This window comes from Pseudoduganella umbonata (assembly GCF_014192225.1).
Taxonomy (GTDB): Bacteria; Pseudomonadota; Gammaproteobacteria; order Burkholderiales; family Burkholderiaceae_D; genus Rugamonas; species Rugamonas umbonata.
In genome coordinates, this window is record NZ_JACHXS010000004.1 from 538,141 (window position 1) to 552,611 (window position 14,471).

At 65.7% G+C, this 14,471-nt stretch carries 13 protein-coding genes; 5 read left to right on the forward strand and 8 right to left on the reverse strand.

From position 1 onward, the window contains the following. Together FHS02_RS14100 and tssA are read left to right on the forward strand one after the other, a co-directional pair. Window positions 1–777: an OmpA family protein gene (locus FHS02_RS14100; protein ID WP_137316953.1), complete on the forward strand. Its 777-nt coding sequence runs from the start codon at window positions 1–3 to the stop codon at window positions 775–777. A 30-nt stretch (window positions 778–807) separates the two neighbouring features. Continuing rightward, window positions 808–1,818, forward strand: a complete 1,011-nt coding sequence (gene tssA, locus FHS02_RS14105) for a type VI secretion system protein TssA (protein WP_137316952.1) — start codon at window positions 808–810, stop codon at window positions 1,816–1,818. Between the two features lie 42 nt (window positions 1,819–1,860). Here tssA and tssH read toward each other — a convergent pair whose 3' ends face one another. From tssH to FHS02_RS14145, 8 genes are all read right to left on the reverse strand, one after another. After that, window positions 1,861–4,521: a type VI secretion system ATPase TssH gene (tssH, locus tag FHS02_RS14110; protein WP_137316951.1), complete on the reverse strand. Its 2,661-nt coding sequence runs from the start codon at window positions 4,519–4,521 to the stop codon at window positions 1,861–1,863. A 72-nt stretch (window positions 4,522–4,593) separates the two neighbouring features. Further along, the gene (gene tssG, locus FHS02_RS14115) at window positions 4,594–5,691 is read right to left on the reverse strand and encodes a type VI secretion system baseplate subunit TssG (RefSeq protein ID WP_137316950.1); all 1,098 of its coding nucleotides are present in this window, start codon (window positions 5,689–5,691) and stop codon (window positions 4,594–4,596) included. Continuing rightward, a complete protein-coding gene (gene tssF, locus FHS02_RS14120) occupies window positions 5,655–7,499 on the reverse strand; it encodes a type VI secretion system baseplate subunit TssF (RefSeq protein WP_137316949.1) in 1,845 nt (614 codons plus the stop codon). The genes tssG and tssF overlap by 37 nt, the downstream gene beginning before the upstream one ends. Before the next feature lies 1 nt (window position 7,500). Further along, complete coding sequence (gene tssE / locus FHS02_RS14125) at window positions 7,501–7,992, reverse strand: type VI secretion system baseplate subunit TssE (protein ID WP_137316948.1); 492 nt, start codon at window positions 7,990–7,992, stop codon at window positions 7,501–7,503. 21 nt (window positions 7,993–8,013) lie between these two features. Beyond that, window positions 8,014–8,505, reverse strand: coding sequence for an Hcp family type VI secretion system effector (locus tag FHS02_RS14130; protein ID WP_137316947.1), 492 nt, complete (start codon window positions 8,503–8,505; stop codon window positions 8,014–8,016). 27 nt (window positions 8,506–8,532) lie between these two features. Continuing rightward, window positions 8,533–10,014, reverse strand: coding sequence for a type VI secretion system contractile sheath large subunit (gene tssC, locus FHS02_RS14135; protein ID WP_137316946.1), 1,482 nt, complete (start codon window positions 10,012–10,014; stop codon window positions 8,533–8,535). A gap of 2 nt (window positions 10,015–10,016) precedes the next feature. Then, the gene (gene tssB / locus FHS02_RS14140; protein ID WP_137316945.1) at window positions 10,017–10,526 is read right to left on the reverse strand and encodes a type VI secretion system contractile sheath small subunit; all 510 of its coding nucleotides are present in this window, start codon (window positions 10,524–10,526) and stop codon (window positions 10,017–10,019) included. A gap of 33 nt (window positions 10,527–10,559) precedes the next feature. After that, a complete protein-coding gene (locus tag FHS02_RS14145) occupies window positions 10,560–11,048 on the reverse strand; it encodes a hypothetical protein (RefSeq protein ID WP_137316944.1) in 489 nt (162 codons plus the stop codon). Between the two features lie 504 nt (window positions 11,049–11,552). On the opposite strand from FHS02_RS14145, the gene tssK reads away from it, so the two are divergent. The 3 genes from tssK to FHS02_RS14160 all read left to right on the forward strand — a co-directional run. Beyond that, window positions 11,553–12,899 carry a type VI secretion system baseplate subunit TssK gene (gene tssK, locus FHS02_RS14150; protein WP_137316943.1) on the forward strand — a complete coding sequence of 449 codons (1,347 nt, stop codon included), beginning with the start codon at window positions 11,553–11,555 and terminating at the stop codon, window positions 12,897–12,899. A 68-nt stretch (window positions 12,900–12,967) separates the two neighbouring features. Further along, entirely contained in the window at window positions 12,968–13,735 is a 768-nt protein-coding gene (icmH, locus tag FHS02_RS14155; protein WP_137316942.1) for a type IVB secretion system protein IcmH/DotU, read from the forward strand. Next, window positions 13,735–14,471, forward strand: a 737-nt coding sequence (locus tag FHS02_RS14160) for a type VI secretion system Vgr family protein (RefSeq protein WP_183444258.1), incomplete at its 3' end; no start/stop codon positions are given. The genes icmH and FHS02_RS14160, both read left to right, overlap by 1 nt.

Consider the following 14,471-nt stretch of genomic DNA (forward strand, 5'->3'; position numbering starts at 1 on the left):
ATGTCAAGACTGATCCCCTTACTCTTCGCCGTTGCCGCCGGCACCGCTGCCGGCCCGGCCCTCGCGCAGACCGCCGCGCCCCAGCCCGGCCAGGTGAACGTGGCCGGCACGGTGCCCGATGAAGCCACCAAGGCCGCCGTGCTGGCGCGCCTGCGCGAGATCTACGGCGCCGACCGCGTGGTCGACCAGGTCGACATCGGCCAGGTCGCCACGCCGGCCAACTGGAACGGCCATGTGCAGAAGCTGCTGACGCCCGACCTGAAGCAGATCAGCCGCGGCCAGCTCAAGATCGACGGCACCACCGTCAGCCTGCGCGGCGAGGTGGCCAACGAGGCGCAGCGCCAGAAGATCGCCAGCGACGTGGCGACCAGCCTCAATCCGACCTACACCGTCAACAACGGCTTGCGCGTCTCCAGCGCCGACCAGGGCATCCTCGACAGCACGCTGGCCAACCGCACCGTGGAATTCGAGAGCGGCAAGGCGACGCTGACGCCGGCCGGGCGCGCCATCCTCGACGAGATGCTGCGCGCCATGCTGAAACTGAAGCAGCGCAGGATCGAGATCATCGGCCATACCGACAACCAGGGCCTGCGCACCACCAACCAGGGCCTGAGCCAGGCGCGCGCCGAGGCGGTCAAGGCCTACCTGTCGGCCAACGGCATTAATGGCGAGCTGCTGACCGCCTCGGGCCAGGGCGCCGACCGCCCGGTCGCCAGCAACGATACCCCCGAAGGGCGCGCGCGCAACCGCCGCATCGAATTCCGCATCGCGCAGTAAGCGCGGTCACGACGCATGAGGAACCAAGCAATGTTTTCAGCCGAGCAGTTACTCCAGCCGATCAGCCCGGACCAGCCGGCCGGCGCCGACCTGTCCTTCTCTCCGGAACTGGACGCCATCGCCCACGCGCGCACCTTCGACGATCCGTCGCTCGACCAGGGCGAATGGGTCACCGACCTGAAGGAAGCCGACTGGGAATTCGTGGTGCGCAGCTGCGCCAGCCTGCTGGAAACCTCCAGCAAGGACCTGCGCCTGGCCGCCTGGCTGACCGAGGCCGCCGCCAGGCAGCACGGAATGCGCGGCCTGGCCGAAGGCCTGCGCGTGCTGGGCGGGCTGCTGGAACGCTTCTGGGACCGGGGACTCTACCCGGAGGCGGACGACGGCGACCAGGAACGCCGCATCGGCACGCTGGGCTGGCTGCTGGGCCGCATCAAGCCGCTGGTGCGCGAGATGCCGATCACGGACGGCAGCGGCGGCGCGTGGTCGGCCATCGACTTCGAGAGCGCGCGCCGGCAAGGCGGCGACGAGCGCCGCATCGCCGAGCTGGATGCGGCGAAGCGCGGCACTTCGGCAGCGTTCCGCCGCGCCTTCGCCGCCGATACCCAGGCGTGCCTGGATGCGCTGCTGGACCTGGAGCGCGTGGCCGACCGGCGCCTGGGGCACGACGCGCCGGGCTTCGTCAGCGCGCGCGACGCCATCCGCGACATGCAGGACCTGGTACCCGCGCCGGCCGAGGATGCAGCGCCGGCCGCCGCGGGAAACGGCGCGGCGGTGGTCACCGGCGACGTGGCCGTGCCGGCTGCTGCACCGGCCGGTCCGCCGGGCGCCATCCACACGCGCCAGCAGGCCATCGCCCAGCTGCGCACGATCGCCGAATTCTTCCGCCGCACCGAGCCGCACAGCCCGGTCTCCTACTACGCCGAGAAAGCCGCCACCGCGGGCGAGCAGGACCTGCACACCTGGCTGCGCTCCGTGGTCAAGGACTCGGCTTCGCTGGCGCACATCGAGGAATTGCTGGGCGTGCAGCCGGATTCGAACTGATGGATCCACCGGAAGGCGCTGCCGCGGCGGCGCCTTCCTCGCTTACTCGATCGTGTAGGCGAACTGCCCCTGTTCGTCGGCGGTGACGGCGATGCGCGAAATGCCGGCGCCGTCGGCCATCCGGCCCAGCACCGACTCGGCCACTTCCGGCAGCAGCGTGCCGTTGAGGATATTGTCGACGTTGCGGGCGCCCGAATCGACTTCGGTGCAGCGCGCCAGCACGGCTTCGACCAGCGCCTCGTCGTACGAGAACGCGGCCTTGTGGTTGACGGCGATGCGCCGGGCGATCCGGCCCAGCTTCAGTTCGATGATCTCGACCAGCACTTCGTCCGGCAGCGGGTAGTACGGAATCACCTTCAGGCGGCCTAGGAAGGCCGGCTTGAACTGCTTCATCAGCTGCGGGCGGATCAGCTCTTCCAGCTCGCCCGGTGCCGGCACCTCTTCCTCGCTCTTGTTCAGGCAGGCCTGCATCATCGTGCTCGACGCCACGTTCGAGGTCAGGATGATGATGGTGTTGCGGAAGTCGATCTCGCGCCCTTCGGCGTCGTCCATCACGCCCTTGTCGAAGACCTGGAAGAACAGCTCCAGCACGTCCGGGTGGGCCTTTTCCACTTCATCGAGCAGCACCACGCTGTACGGATTGCGGCGCACGGCTTCGGTCAGCACGCCGCCTTCGCCATAGCCCACGTAGCCGGGCGGCGAGCCTTTCAGGCCGGAGACGCTGTGCGCTTCCTGGTATTCGCTCATGTTGATGGTGACGAGCTTGCGTTCGCCGCCGTACAGCACGTCGGCCAGCGCCAGCGCGGTTTCCGTCTTGCCGATGCCGGACGGGCCGACGAACAGGAACACGCCCTTCGGCTTGTTCGGATCGTCCAGGTTGGCGCGGGCGGTACGCACGCGCTGTGCCACCGCTTCGATCGCGTGCGGCTGGCCCAGCACGCGTTCTTCCAGCAGGTCCTTCAGGTTCAGCACCGTCCTGATTTCGTCCTTGACCATTTTGCCGAGCGGGATGCCGGTCCAGCCGGCGACGATCTCGGCCACCACGTGGCCATCGACCTGGACCGGCACCATCGGCGTCTCGCCCTGCAGCGCGCGCAGTTCGGCCACCAGCGCCTGCACGTCGTTGCCGGCGCTGGCATTGCCCTCGCCCGCTTCTTCCAGCGAGCGGCGGCCCTGCATGATGCGTTCGGTCAGCGCCTTTTCCTTTTCCCAGCGGGCGCCCAGGCCCGCATGCTCGTCCGCCGCGGCGGCGCGGGCTTCTTCCAGTTCGGCCAGGCGCGCGGCGTGGCCGCTGCCGGAGCTCTGCTCGCGTTTCAGCGCGGCGGCTTCGGCGTCGATGCGCTCCAGCTTGCGCGCCAGGTTCTCGATCAGGGCCGGCGTGGCGTTCTGGCCCAGCGCCACCTTGGCGCAGGCGGTATCGAGCACGCTGATGGCCTTGTCCGGCAGCTGGCGGCCGCTGATGTAGCGGTGCGACAGGCGTACCGCTTCCGTGATCGCTTCGTCGTAGACGCGCACGCCGAAATGCTTCTCCATCAGCGGCGCCATGCCGCGCAGCATGGCGCAGGCCAGCTCCTCGCTCGGCTCTTCCACCTTGATGACCTGGAAGCGCCGCGCCAGCGCCGCATCCTTTTCAAAATACTTTTTGTATTCGCTCCACGTGGTGGCGGCGATGGTGCGCAGCTCGCCGCGCGCCAGCGCCGGTTTCAGCAGGTTGGCGGCATCGTTCTGGCCTGCCTGGCCGCCCGCGCCGATCATCGTGTGCGCCTCGTCGATGAACAGGATGATCGCGTGCGGGCTCTTTTTGACTTCGTCGATGACGTTCTTCAGGCGGTTCTCGAATTCGCCCTTGACCGACGCGCCGGCCTGCAGCAGGCCCATGTCCAGCGTGTGGATCTCGACGCCTTTCAGCACGTCCGGCACGTCGCCGGTGGCGATGCGCAGCGCCAGGCCCTCGACCACGGCGGTCTTGCCCACGCCGGCCTCGCCGGTCAGGATCGGATTGTTCTGGCGGCGGCGCATCAGGATGTCGATCGCCTGGCGGATCTCCGTATCGCGGCCGATCACCGGATCGACCTTGCCGTCGCGCGCGCGCTGCGTGAGGTTGGTGGTGAACTGGTCCAGCGCCGGCGTCTTCGACGGCGTGGTGGCGGACAGCTCGCCCACCGGGTCGCTGCCTTGCTGCTGCGCCGCTGCCGTGGCCTGGGTCTGCGGCGGCGCGGCTTCCTGCGAGCCGGCGGCGATCTTGTCGAGGTTGTGCTTGATCTGGTCGACGTCGAACCTGTCGAACAGCTTCGAGCCGCGGTAGGCCAGCTGGGACAGCTCGGCATCCGTCAGCAGCGCCTGCAGCAGGTGGCCGCTGCGGATCCCGGCCGGCCGGCCGTCGGGAATGTCGAGCGAGGCGATCAGCCAGGCATGCTCGAACAGTTTCGGCAGGCGCGCGGAAAACACCGGCGTACGCGCGTTGCCGCTCTTGAAGCGCGCCACCTCGGCCTGCAGGTCCGCCTCCAGCATGCCGGCACTGATGCCGCTCTGGCGGGCGATGATGGCGAAGTCGCTTTTGGGCTGCTCCAGCAGGGCCAGGAACAGGTGTTCCAGGTCGACTTCGAACTGGCCGAGCGACACGCACAGGCCGGCGGCCCGGGTGGCGGCCGTGCGGCAGGTGTCGTTCAGCTTACCGATCAGCGTCTTGAGGTTCAGGCTCATGCAGGTGGTCCCTTGTCAGGTCAGGTGTTGATGTAAATGTCATTGCAATGTCGTAGAGGCGGTCAGGCGCGGTCACAGCGCGTGCACGTCGTAGCGCACGTCGTCGCGGTCGCGCGCCGCGCCGCCGGTGACCAGGAACGTATCCCAGCCCAGCCGCCCGCCGCTGCGCGAATCCGACAGCGAGGCCCCTTCCACTTCGCGCGCGCACAGCACCAGCTGCACCTCGTATTCGAGGGACACGCCGGTCATCATCGACAGCATGCTGGCCAGCGCGCGGGCCGCCTTCCCGCCGGGCAGGAAGGATTCGAAACGCGCGTGCTCGAGCGGGCCGATGACGAGGCGCAGGCGCAGGTCGCGCTGCCACACGCGCGCGCCGGCCATGGCGCCCGCGCCCAGCATGGCATTGGCCATGCCGAGCCGGCACTGCTGCTCCTCGGGCATCTCGTACCAGCGCCCGATGAACTGCTCGGTCTTCACCGGCACGTCGAAGTACTCGGACAGCACGCGCGCGATCTGCACGCTCGACGCCGGCCGGTGGCGCATCGCGGTGGCGAAATAGGCCACCGATTCGTCCAGCAGGCCGCCATGCTCGCCGTCGGCGAAGCGGCGCCGCAGCGACGGCTGGCCGACGCCGGCCAGCGACAGCAGCAGCGGCAGGAAGCCGTCCTTGCCGTCGACCTGGTACTTCAGCTCCAGCCGGTACTTGCGCCACGCTTCGTAGAACAGCGCCAGCGAGCGGTTCGAAAAAGTGTCCAGGAAGGCGCGCGGGCCGTCGTCGCGCGTGGTGATCACGTGCGCGGCGATGCGTTCCGTGTAGTGCGCCGGCAGCGCACCCGTGCCGCCCAGCAGGCCCATGAAGGCCGGCGTGATGCGCACGTAGCGCAGCGTGGCGTCCTGCAGCGCCGCGCCGAGCGAATCCCGGTCCAGGCCGACCTTCGTTCCGGGCTCGCGCGGCTCGGCGTGGATGGCCTCCAGCTCGCTGGCGGGGAACGCCAGCGAAGTCGAGTTCGTGAAGCGCAGGAAGTTGGCGACCGCCCCCTCGCGCATCCGGCCGTGGCGCTTCAGCCATAGCTCGAGCATCCGCACCGCCTGGAAGTACTCGAAGCGGTGCGGATGCGCGAACAGGCGTTCGATTACAGCAGGCTCAAATCGCCGCTGCGCGGGCTGCATTTCAATAATTCTTCTCCATTCTTGGACGATACGATGACGAGTCGGGTAAAGCTGTTGGCATGCACGTACAGGCCGAGGAAGCGCTCGATCACGTGGGCGAAGGCATGGATGCCGCTGCCCACGAAGGCTTCCTCGTCCACCGTCAGGCGCACTTCCATGCCGCGCACCAGGCAGGCGAACGGGTTGCCGGGCAGCCAGGCATTGGCCGGCTTGTGCGCCACCTGCGCGATGCCGCCGATCTGGCGCTGCGAGGCCGGCGAGCGCGGCAGGTCGTACATGGCCAGCATTTCGCGGAACGCTTCGACGCCGCCGTCGGCCAGCGACAGGTGGTTCAGCGACAGGTGCGAGATCAGGCGCCAGTGGGCGCCGGCGCCGCGCGCGAAGTGCTGCGACGGGGTGGGCTTGCGCAGGAAGCCGATGGCGGACACGCGCGCCCCGCCTTCCATGAACAGGTCGCCGCCCGGCAGGCCATAGGTGAGCGTGGCCGGCAGGTTGCCGTTGGTGCAAGTCAGTTCCAGGCTCAGCGTATCGGTCTCGATCGCGGCGGGATCGAAGTCGATGTCGACGATCGACACCTCGGTACCGTAGCCGGGATGCTTGCCGGCCAGGTCCTGGTCGCGCCGCATGACCCAGTAGTGGCCGTCCTTTTCCGGCGTCTGGCCGTGGCGCAGCGAGTAGAACGGCCGGAATTCGATCACGGATTCGCCCTCCGGCGTCTGGCGCACCAGCTTGACCGAGTCGATCGCATGGACTTCGTAGGCAAACGCGCGGCGCGCATCGGCCAGCACCGGGTAGCTGGCCCTGGTGTGGGTCACGCGGATCGGTTCGCCGCGCTTCTTGAACAGGTTGACCACCGGCGTGCAGCCCAGCAGCAGGTTGTTGGTCGACAGGCTGCCCAGCATGCGGGCGGTATCGGAATCGGTGCGCAGGCCGGACAGGCCCAGGTGCAGGGTCAGTTCGCGCACGCCCGAAGGAATCAGCGCCGTCAGCGCGGCAACGTCGATGTCGACGAAATTGAATTTTTCGGGGAAGCAGAAATACTCGGTGAGCAGGCGGTAGGCGGTATGCGAACGCGCCGAAAAATCGATCAGCGCGTCTTCTTCTTCGAAGCCGGCGGCGGCCAGCGGCACGGCGCCCAGCGGAATCCAGCGGCCGCTGCGGCCCTCTTCCACGTAAGCGGACAGCGTGCGCATGAACAGCGCATCGCGCAGCGCGGCGCAGAACGACGGCTCGCCGTCGAGGAACACGCGCAGCTTGCCGAGCTTGAGCTGGCCCAGCGACACCTGGCCGGCCGTGGCGGACAGGGTGATGCTGATGCCGGAGGTAACGCCGGCCGGCAGGCGCACCGTGTCGGGCGCGTCGATGATCGGCGCGAACACCGCCCGGGTCAGCGCGACCGGCGCGATCGTCACCGGATAGGCGGTGCGGAAGGTGCAGGTGGCGCCCTTCGTCTTGCGGGTGGCCAGCCGGGTACCGCGCGGGATCTCGGACACACCCGTCAGCTGCGCGGCATGGCTGGCGTAATCCATGCGCACGATCGAGCACGATGGAAAAGGCCGCAGGTAGTGCGGGTACAGCACCTCGAACAGCGCCTCGGTGAACTGCGGGTAATCGTCGTCGAGCCGCTTGGCGATGCGCGAGTTGAGCAGCGCATACGCCTGGATCATGCGCTCGATATGGGGATCTTCGCAGACCTCGCCGCCGATCAGCAGGCGGCCGGCGATCTTCGGGTAACGCTCGGAGAATTCGCGCGAATAGCGGCGCAGGAATCCCAGCTCGCGTTCGTAATACGGAAGTAACTGTTCCAACTCATGCTCCTGCCGATCCTGGCCGGCGCGCCTTGCTGATCGTGTAATGCTGGCTGGTGGGTTGCAGGATGGCGTCGAAATTGACCGGTTCCTGGGCCGGGTTGACGACCAGGAGCGCGGTGATGGCGAAATTGAGGCAATTCACGGCGTCCTCGCGCAGTTCGAGCGTGGCCCGCACGTTGCGCAGGCGCGGTTCGTGACGCGCGATGGCCTGCTCGAGGCAGGCGCAGATGTAGGCCCGGTCATCGAAACTCGACAGCGAACGGCCGGCGAAATCCTGCAGGCCGTAGGTCACCAGCGAACGGCGGCACTGCGGAAACTGCTGCAGCAGTTCGTCCGGCAGTGCTACGCGGGTGTTGAGCAACGCTTCGAGATCGCGGGCGACCGTTTCCTTCAGGTCTTCGATCGACAGCCTCGTGACCGTTGCTTGCGAGGCGCCACTGGCGGGCGCATCCATCAGGCGATCGAACAGGCCTGGCGTGTAGCCTTGCACCGGCACCTCGCTGCGCGACGCTTACGCGACCTTGTTGATCGCCAGGTCCCAGCCGCCGGAGGTGTTACCACCGGAGCCGCCGCCGACTTTCTGCTGGGTGTACTTCCACTTAACCTTGGAGTACTTCAGCTTCACGTCTTCGGTCAGGATGTCGCCCGGCTCGACCGACGGAGCAACGCTGGAGATCAGCACGTTTTCCAGCTCGATCTCGAAGTACTTGACGCGTTCGCCCTGGCCATCGGCGCGCAGGAATTCGAACTTTGCTTTCGGCAGGGTCTTGCCCGACGAGCAATTCTGCAGCAGCAGCGGGGTTGCCAGGTCGGCCAGCTTCGAGATCACGATGTCGCGGTGCTCGGTACGCTCGGCGGTGTGGCCGCCGCCGGTCGATGCGGTGGCCGATTTCGGCTGCAGCACTTCCCAGTTCACGGATTTCACTTCGATCCAGTCCTTGTGGGCGGAGTCGGCGGACTCGCCTTTGATACCGTCGATCTGCAGGTATACGTCGATTGCCATGTTGTTCCTTTCAGTGGTATGTGTGAATTACGGTTTGGTCGATGGAAGCTCCGCGACCAGACGGAGTGAAACGGAAAGCTCGTCGAGCTGGAAGTGCGGACGCAGGAACGACACGGCGCGGTACACGCCCGGACGGCCCGGCACTTCGGTGACCTGAACCGATGCTTCGCGCAGCGGGAACTGGGCCTTCTGTTCCTGGCTGGCGTTGTCATCCAACAGCACGTACTGGGTCAGCCAGCGGTTGAGGAAATCCTCGACGCTGGAGGCAGCGGCGAAGCTGCCGATCTTGTCGCGCATCATGGCCTTCATGTAGTGCGCGATACGCGACACGGCAAAGATGTACTGCAGTTGCGACGACAGCACCGCGTTGGCGTTGGCCGCGTCGGAAGCGTACTTCTTGGCCTTCTGCGCCGACTGCGCACCGAAGAAGGCGGCGTAGTCGGTATGCTTGCAATGGACCAGCGAGATGAAGCCCAGGTCCGACAGTTCCTTCTCGCGGCGGTCGGTGACGGCGATCTCGGTCGGGCACTTGAGCGCCACTTCGCCTTCGTCGGTCTTGAAGGTGTGGGTCGGCAGGTTTTCCACCAGGCCGCCGCCTTCCACGCCGCGGATCGCGGCACACCAGCCATAGTTCTCGAACGCGCCGGTCAGCTTGCTGGCGAACGCATAGGCGGCATTGCACCACAGGTACTTCTGGTGATCGGTGCCGTCCACCTGCTCGACGAAGTTGAAGCCGTCGGTGATGGCGCCGTCGGCCGGGTTGTACGGCAGGCGGCCCAGGAAGCGCGGCAGCGTCAGGCCGACATAGCGGGCATCTTCCGACTCGCGGAAGGCCTTCCACTTGTAGTACTCCATCGTGTCGAACAGCTTCGACAGGTCGCGCGGGCGGCCAAGTTCGCTGTAGCTGTCCAGGCCGAACAGTTCCGGCGAAGCGGCGGTGATGAACGGCGCATGCGCGGCCGCGGCCACGTGCGACATCTGCTCGATGAAATACATGTCTTCCGGCTGGCGGGTGATTTCATAGTCGCCGATCAGCGCGCCGAACGGGGCGCCGCCGAAGGTGCCGAATTCTTCTTCATAGACTTTCTTGAACATCGTGCTCTGGTCGAACTCGATCGCGCTCTGGAAGTCCTTGACCAGTTCCTTCTTGGTCGCGTTGAGCATCTTGATCTTGATGTTCTGGCCCGTGACGCTGTTCTTGACCAGGTAGTGCAAGCCGGTCCAGCTCGATTCCAGCTTCTGGAATTGCGGCGCATGCATCACAGCCGACAGCTGTGCGGAAATCAGCTCGTCCAATTCCGCCACGCGGGCATCGATGGTGGCGGCCAGGTTGTCCGACACCACCACGGTGCCTTCCATGACCTGGTTGACCAGTTCGGTAATCAGGTCCTTGGCGCGTTCATGCTCGGTGCTCGACCTGGCCACCCGGCTTTCCTCGACGATCTGGTCGAGCAGCGCGACCTCCTGGGGGGCGGCGGCAGCGCCTTCGGTATTCAGTTGTGCGGACATGATCATTCTTTCTTCGCGTTGGCTTGCTGGCCCAGCTCGGCCAGTTTCTCGGTGCTGTTCAACACGTCGTTGAGCAGGTCTTCCAGCTTGTCGTTGCCGGCCAGCTTGTTACGCAGGTCGGCCAGCTTGGTGCGCGCCTCCAGCAGTTTGCGCAGCGGCTCGACCTGCTGCACCACCGATTCCGGGCGGAAATCGTCCAGCGAATTGAATTTCAGGTCCACGGCGAAAGTACTGTCGTCGCCGGCCAGCGTATTCTCGACCTGGTAAGTAGCGCGCGGCTGCACGCCTTTCAGTACTTCGTCGAAGTTATCGCGATCGACATTGACGAAGGTGCGTTCCTTCAGGCGTTTCTGTTCCACTTCCGAATTGCCGCCGAAATCGCCGACCACGCCCATGACGAATGGCAGTTCCTTGCTTTCGATGGAATCGCCGATTTCAACGTCATATGTCATCTGCACCCGCGGGGCCCGGACTTTCTGCAGGCGCTTTTGCACACTTTCTGATTTAGACATGAGAATTCCTTTGTTGATGAGTCGTAGTGAGGCTTACTTCAGCGCGTCGAAAGGATTGGCACTGGCGGTGGAACTGCCGGCCGATTTGGTACCTTTGGTTTTCTTCGCCGTGCGGGCGGTACGCTGCGGCACGGCCGCGGGCGGCGGTGGCGGCGGTGGTACCAGCACGGTCTCGCCGAGGCTTTCGCGCAGCAGCTTGGCGAGGTCCTGCGATTCGGTCTTGATCGAGCCGGACAGGCTGTTTTGCCGGCTCAGGTCGTTCAGCGCGCGGGTCGACAGGCGCAGGCCGCTGATGGCGATGATGCTGTTGGCCAGCTGGTCGTTGGGGTCGCGCACCAGCACTTCCAGGGCGGCCTGGATGGCGTCGCCGTACTGGCCCGCCTCGTAGCGGGTCTGGGCGATGTGCGTCCACGGGGTTTTCTCGGACGGGAAAGCGGCGGCGCTCTGCTTCCACAGCGTGACCGCCTGCTCCTTGTTGCCGCTGTCCGCGGCCTTGCTGGCGTCCGTCAGAAGATCCTGCAACGTCGGCGCAGGTGGCAAGGCTGGGGGCGTAGTGCTGCAGGCGGAAAGAACCGCGGCCAATGCAGCGGCTGCGCCGACACGCGAAAGATGCTTACTGATGGTCATTCAAAATCCCCGCATATGTAACAAGTTGTAATTGCATTAAATTCAATATACCGGAATAGGCGGCACAATAACAGAAAATTAAATGAAGTAGAACTCATTTGAATCTCACACATTCTCACTTTCTGGTATTCGCGCACGTCCGAATAATCACACTTCCGAATCTCACACATTCTCACTTTGCAGAGACCGGCGAGCGCCAATACTCACACTTTTAAATCTCACACATTCTCACTTTACGTTTTGCGCAAGCCCCCAATTCTCACACCATCGAATCTCACACATTCTCACTTTAGTTATGTGCGCACGATTCGATACCCGCGCTATTCCAGAAAGCCCGATAAAAGTGTTATTGTTTCGCTAATTTAAGATTCAGGTCAATAGGCAATCAACCGGATAGCGATTCGCATGACAAGCAAAGTTTTATGGGGCGAAGGCCTCTTCCTGCGCCCACAGCACTTCCAGCAGCAGGACCAGTACCACGAGCATCGGCTGCATCACAGCCTGAGCACGGTGCACCCGTACGCATGGGGCGTGAACCACCTGCGCGTGGATACCGACGCGCTGGCCAACAACGTGCTGCGCGTGCTCGAGCTGTCGCTGCGGTTCCAGGACGGCGAACTGGTCGATGCGCCGGCCGCCGATGCGCTGCCGCCCAGCATCGACCTGTCGGCCATGCTGCAGAGCCAGCAGAACGTGACGTTCTACGCCGCGCTGCCCGCCTTCAAGCCCTTCGGCGGCAACTTCTGCCCGCCCGACCAGTTGCTGGACAGCGCCCGCTACGTGCAGGACAACCGCGACACGCCGGACCTGTACACGCAGGCCGCGCAAGCCCAGCTGGCGTACCTGAGGAAATCGGTGCGGCTGGTGTCCGAATACGAGCCGCGCGATTCGTACACCAGCTTCGCGCTGCTGCGCCTGCGCCGGCTGGCCACCGGCGGCTTCGAGCTCGATCCCGACTTCATGCCGCCGGCCCTGTCGGTGCGCAGCGCGCCCGTCCTGGCCCAGCAATTGCGCCGCCTGCTCGATGCGCTGCAGGCCAAGGTCAGCGCGCTGTACGGCCACCACCGCGAACCGAGCCGCAACGTGATCGAGTACCGCGCCGGCGACATGTCGTCGTTCTGGCTGCTGCATACGGCCAGCTCGGCGTACGCCTCGCTGACGCATTACTTCCACCATCCGGCGCTGCATCCGGAGCGCCTGTTCGAGCAGCTGCTCGGGCTGGCCGGCGCGCTGATGACGTTCTCGAAAAGCTGGACGCTGGCCGACCTGCCGGCCTACCAGCACCACGATCCGGGACCCGGCTTCGCGCGGCTGCACCTGATCATCCGCGAACTGATCGACACCGTGATCTCGTCGCGCTACTTCGCGATCGCGCTCGAAGAGACCCGGCCTTCGTACCACCTCGGCAAGCTCGATTCGGGCAAGATCGACGACAAGACCGCGTTCTACCTGGCCGTATCGGCCGCCATGCCGGCCATGGAGCTGGTCGACACGGTGCCGATGCGCTTCAAGGTCGGCGCGCCCGACGACGTCGACAAGTTCGTGCTCTCGGCCATGCCGGGCGTGCGGCTGCAGCATGCTCCGCAGGTGCCGGCCGCGATTCCCGTGCGGCCCGACACGGTGTACTTCACGCTGGAGGCCAGGGGGCAGATGTACGAACGCATGCTCAAGGCCCAGTCGATCTCGATCTACGTCCCGATCGGCATGAACGAACTCAAACTGGAGCTGGTGGCCGTGACCTCGTGAGGTCCGCTACTTGATCCGGATAACAGCTCCCGGTACCTGCCCGGTTTTGCCAAGGATTTACCCGTCCGATGAACACGATGACAGCCCCTTCCCTGATGGACGCCGCGCCCGCCGCGGCCAACGCCGCGGCGGCGCCGCAGACGCTCCTCGACCTGATGTATGACGGCTTCTATGCCCTGTTCATGCTCAAGAACGGCAACGCGCCGCAAAGCGACAGCGACCTGGCCACCCGGATGACGCAGTTCCTCGACGAGTTCGGCCGCAACGCCCGCAAACAGGGCGCGTCGGCCGACGACATCGATGCCGCCAAATACGCGTTCTGCGCGGCGGTGGACGAGATCATCCTGAAAAGCGGCTTCCCGATCCGCGACAGCTGGGGCAGGAAGCCGCTGCAACTGGCGCTGTTCGGCGAACAGCTGGCCGGCGAGAATTTCTACAACCGCCTCGACGCGCTGCGCGTGCGCGGCAGCCAGCATTTGCAGGCGCTGGAAGTGTTCCACATGTGCCTGCTGCTGGGCTTCGAGGGCCGCTACATGCTCGAAGGCTCGGAAAAGCTCAATTACCTGACCTCGCGCCTGGGCGACGAGATCGCCCACATGAAGGGCAAGCGCGGCGGCTTCGCGCCCCATGCGGACCGGCCCGACCAGATCGTCAACAAGCTGCGCAGCGATTTCCCGCTGTGGGTGCTGGCCACCATGTTCATGCTGATCTGCGCGCTCGGCTACATCGGCCTGCGCACCATGCTGGGCAAAACCACCGAACAGCAGATGGCCGCGCACCACGACGTCGTCAAGATGGCGCCGCGCGCGGCCAACCTGACCATCACCCTGCCCTGATGGACCTGCAGTCCGTTATTTCGGCGCTGGGGCGCTTCGGTACCGGGCTTTCCCAGCACGCCCGCCTGATCACGCTGGCCAGTGCGCAGGATGCCAGCCTGCCCGAAGCGCTGATGGCCGAACGCTTTGCCGGCCGCGAAGCGGTCAACGAGTGCTATGCATTCGAGGTCGATGCGCTCAGCACGTCGACCGACCTGGCGCTGGATGCGTTCATCGGCGAAGAGCTGACCGTGACGCTGCTGCAGCCCGACGACTCGCGCCGCGCCTGGCACGGCATCTGCACCCGCGCCGACTGGGTCGGTGCCGACGGCGGCGTGGCGCGCTACCGCCTGCACCTGGAACCGGCACTGGCGCTGCTGCGCCTGCGCCGCGACAGCTACATCTTCCAGGACAGGAACGCGCTCGATATCGTCACCGAACTGTTCGCCGACTACCCGCAACTGCGCTTCGCGTTCGACGTCACGCAGGAACTGGCCACGCGCCCCGTCTGCACCCAGTACCGCGAAAGCGACTACGATTTCTTCGTCCGCCTGATGGCCTCCGAAGGCCTGTCGTGGCGCTTCGAACACGACCAGGCCGAAGCTTCCGGCGACGGCCAGGCGCGCCACCAGCTGGTGATCTTCGACAGCCAGGCCGCCGCACCCGCCACGCCCGGCAACCCGGCGATCCGCTTCCACGGCATGCGCGCCAGCGACACCGACGACGCGATCGACGGCTTCGGCGCGCGCCGGCAAGT

Bases quoted from the DNA above. Each gene is read 5' to 3' on its own strand.
- FHS02_RS14130 (WP_137316947.1), bottom strand. From the start codon at position 8,505: ATGGCAATCGACGTATACCTGCAGATCGACGGTATCAAAGGCGAGTCC.
- tssH (WP_137316951.1), bottom strand. From the start codon at position 4,521: ATGAGCCTGAACCTCAAGACGCTGATCGGTAAGCTGAACGACACCTGC.
- tssA (WP_137316952.1), top strand. From the start codon at position 808: ATGTTTTCAGCCGAGCAGTTACTCCAGCCGATCAGCCCGGACCAGCCG.
- icmH (WP_137316942.1), top strand. From the start codon at position 12,968: ATGAACACGATGACAGCCCCTTCCCTGATGGACGCCGCGCCCGCCGCG.
- tssG (WP_137316950.1), bottom strand. From the start codon at position 5,691: ATGCAGCCCGCGCAGCGGCGATTTGAGCCTGCTGTAATCGAACGCCTG.
- FHS02_RS14100 (WP_137316953.1), top strand. From the start codon at position 1: ATGTCAAGACTGATCCCCTTACTCTTCGCCGTTGCCGCCGGCACCGCT.
- tssB (WP_137316945.1), bottom strand. From the start codon at position 10,526: ATGTCTAAATCAGAAAGTGTGCAAAAGCGCCTGCAGAAAGTCCGGGCC.
- tssC (WP_137316946.1), bottom strand. From the start codon at position 10,014: ATGTCCGCACAACTGAATACCGAAGGCGCTGCCGCCGCCCCCCAGGAG.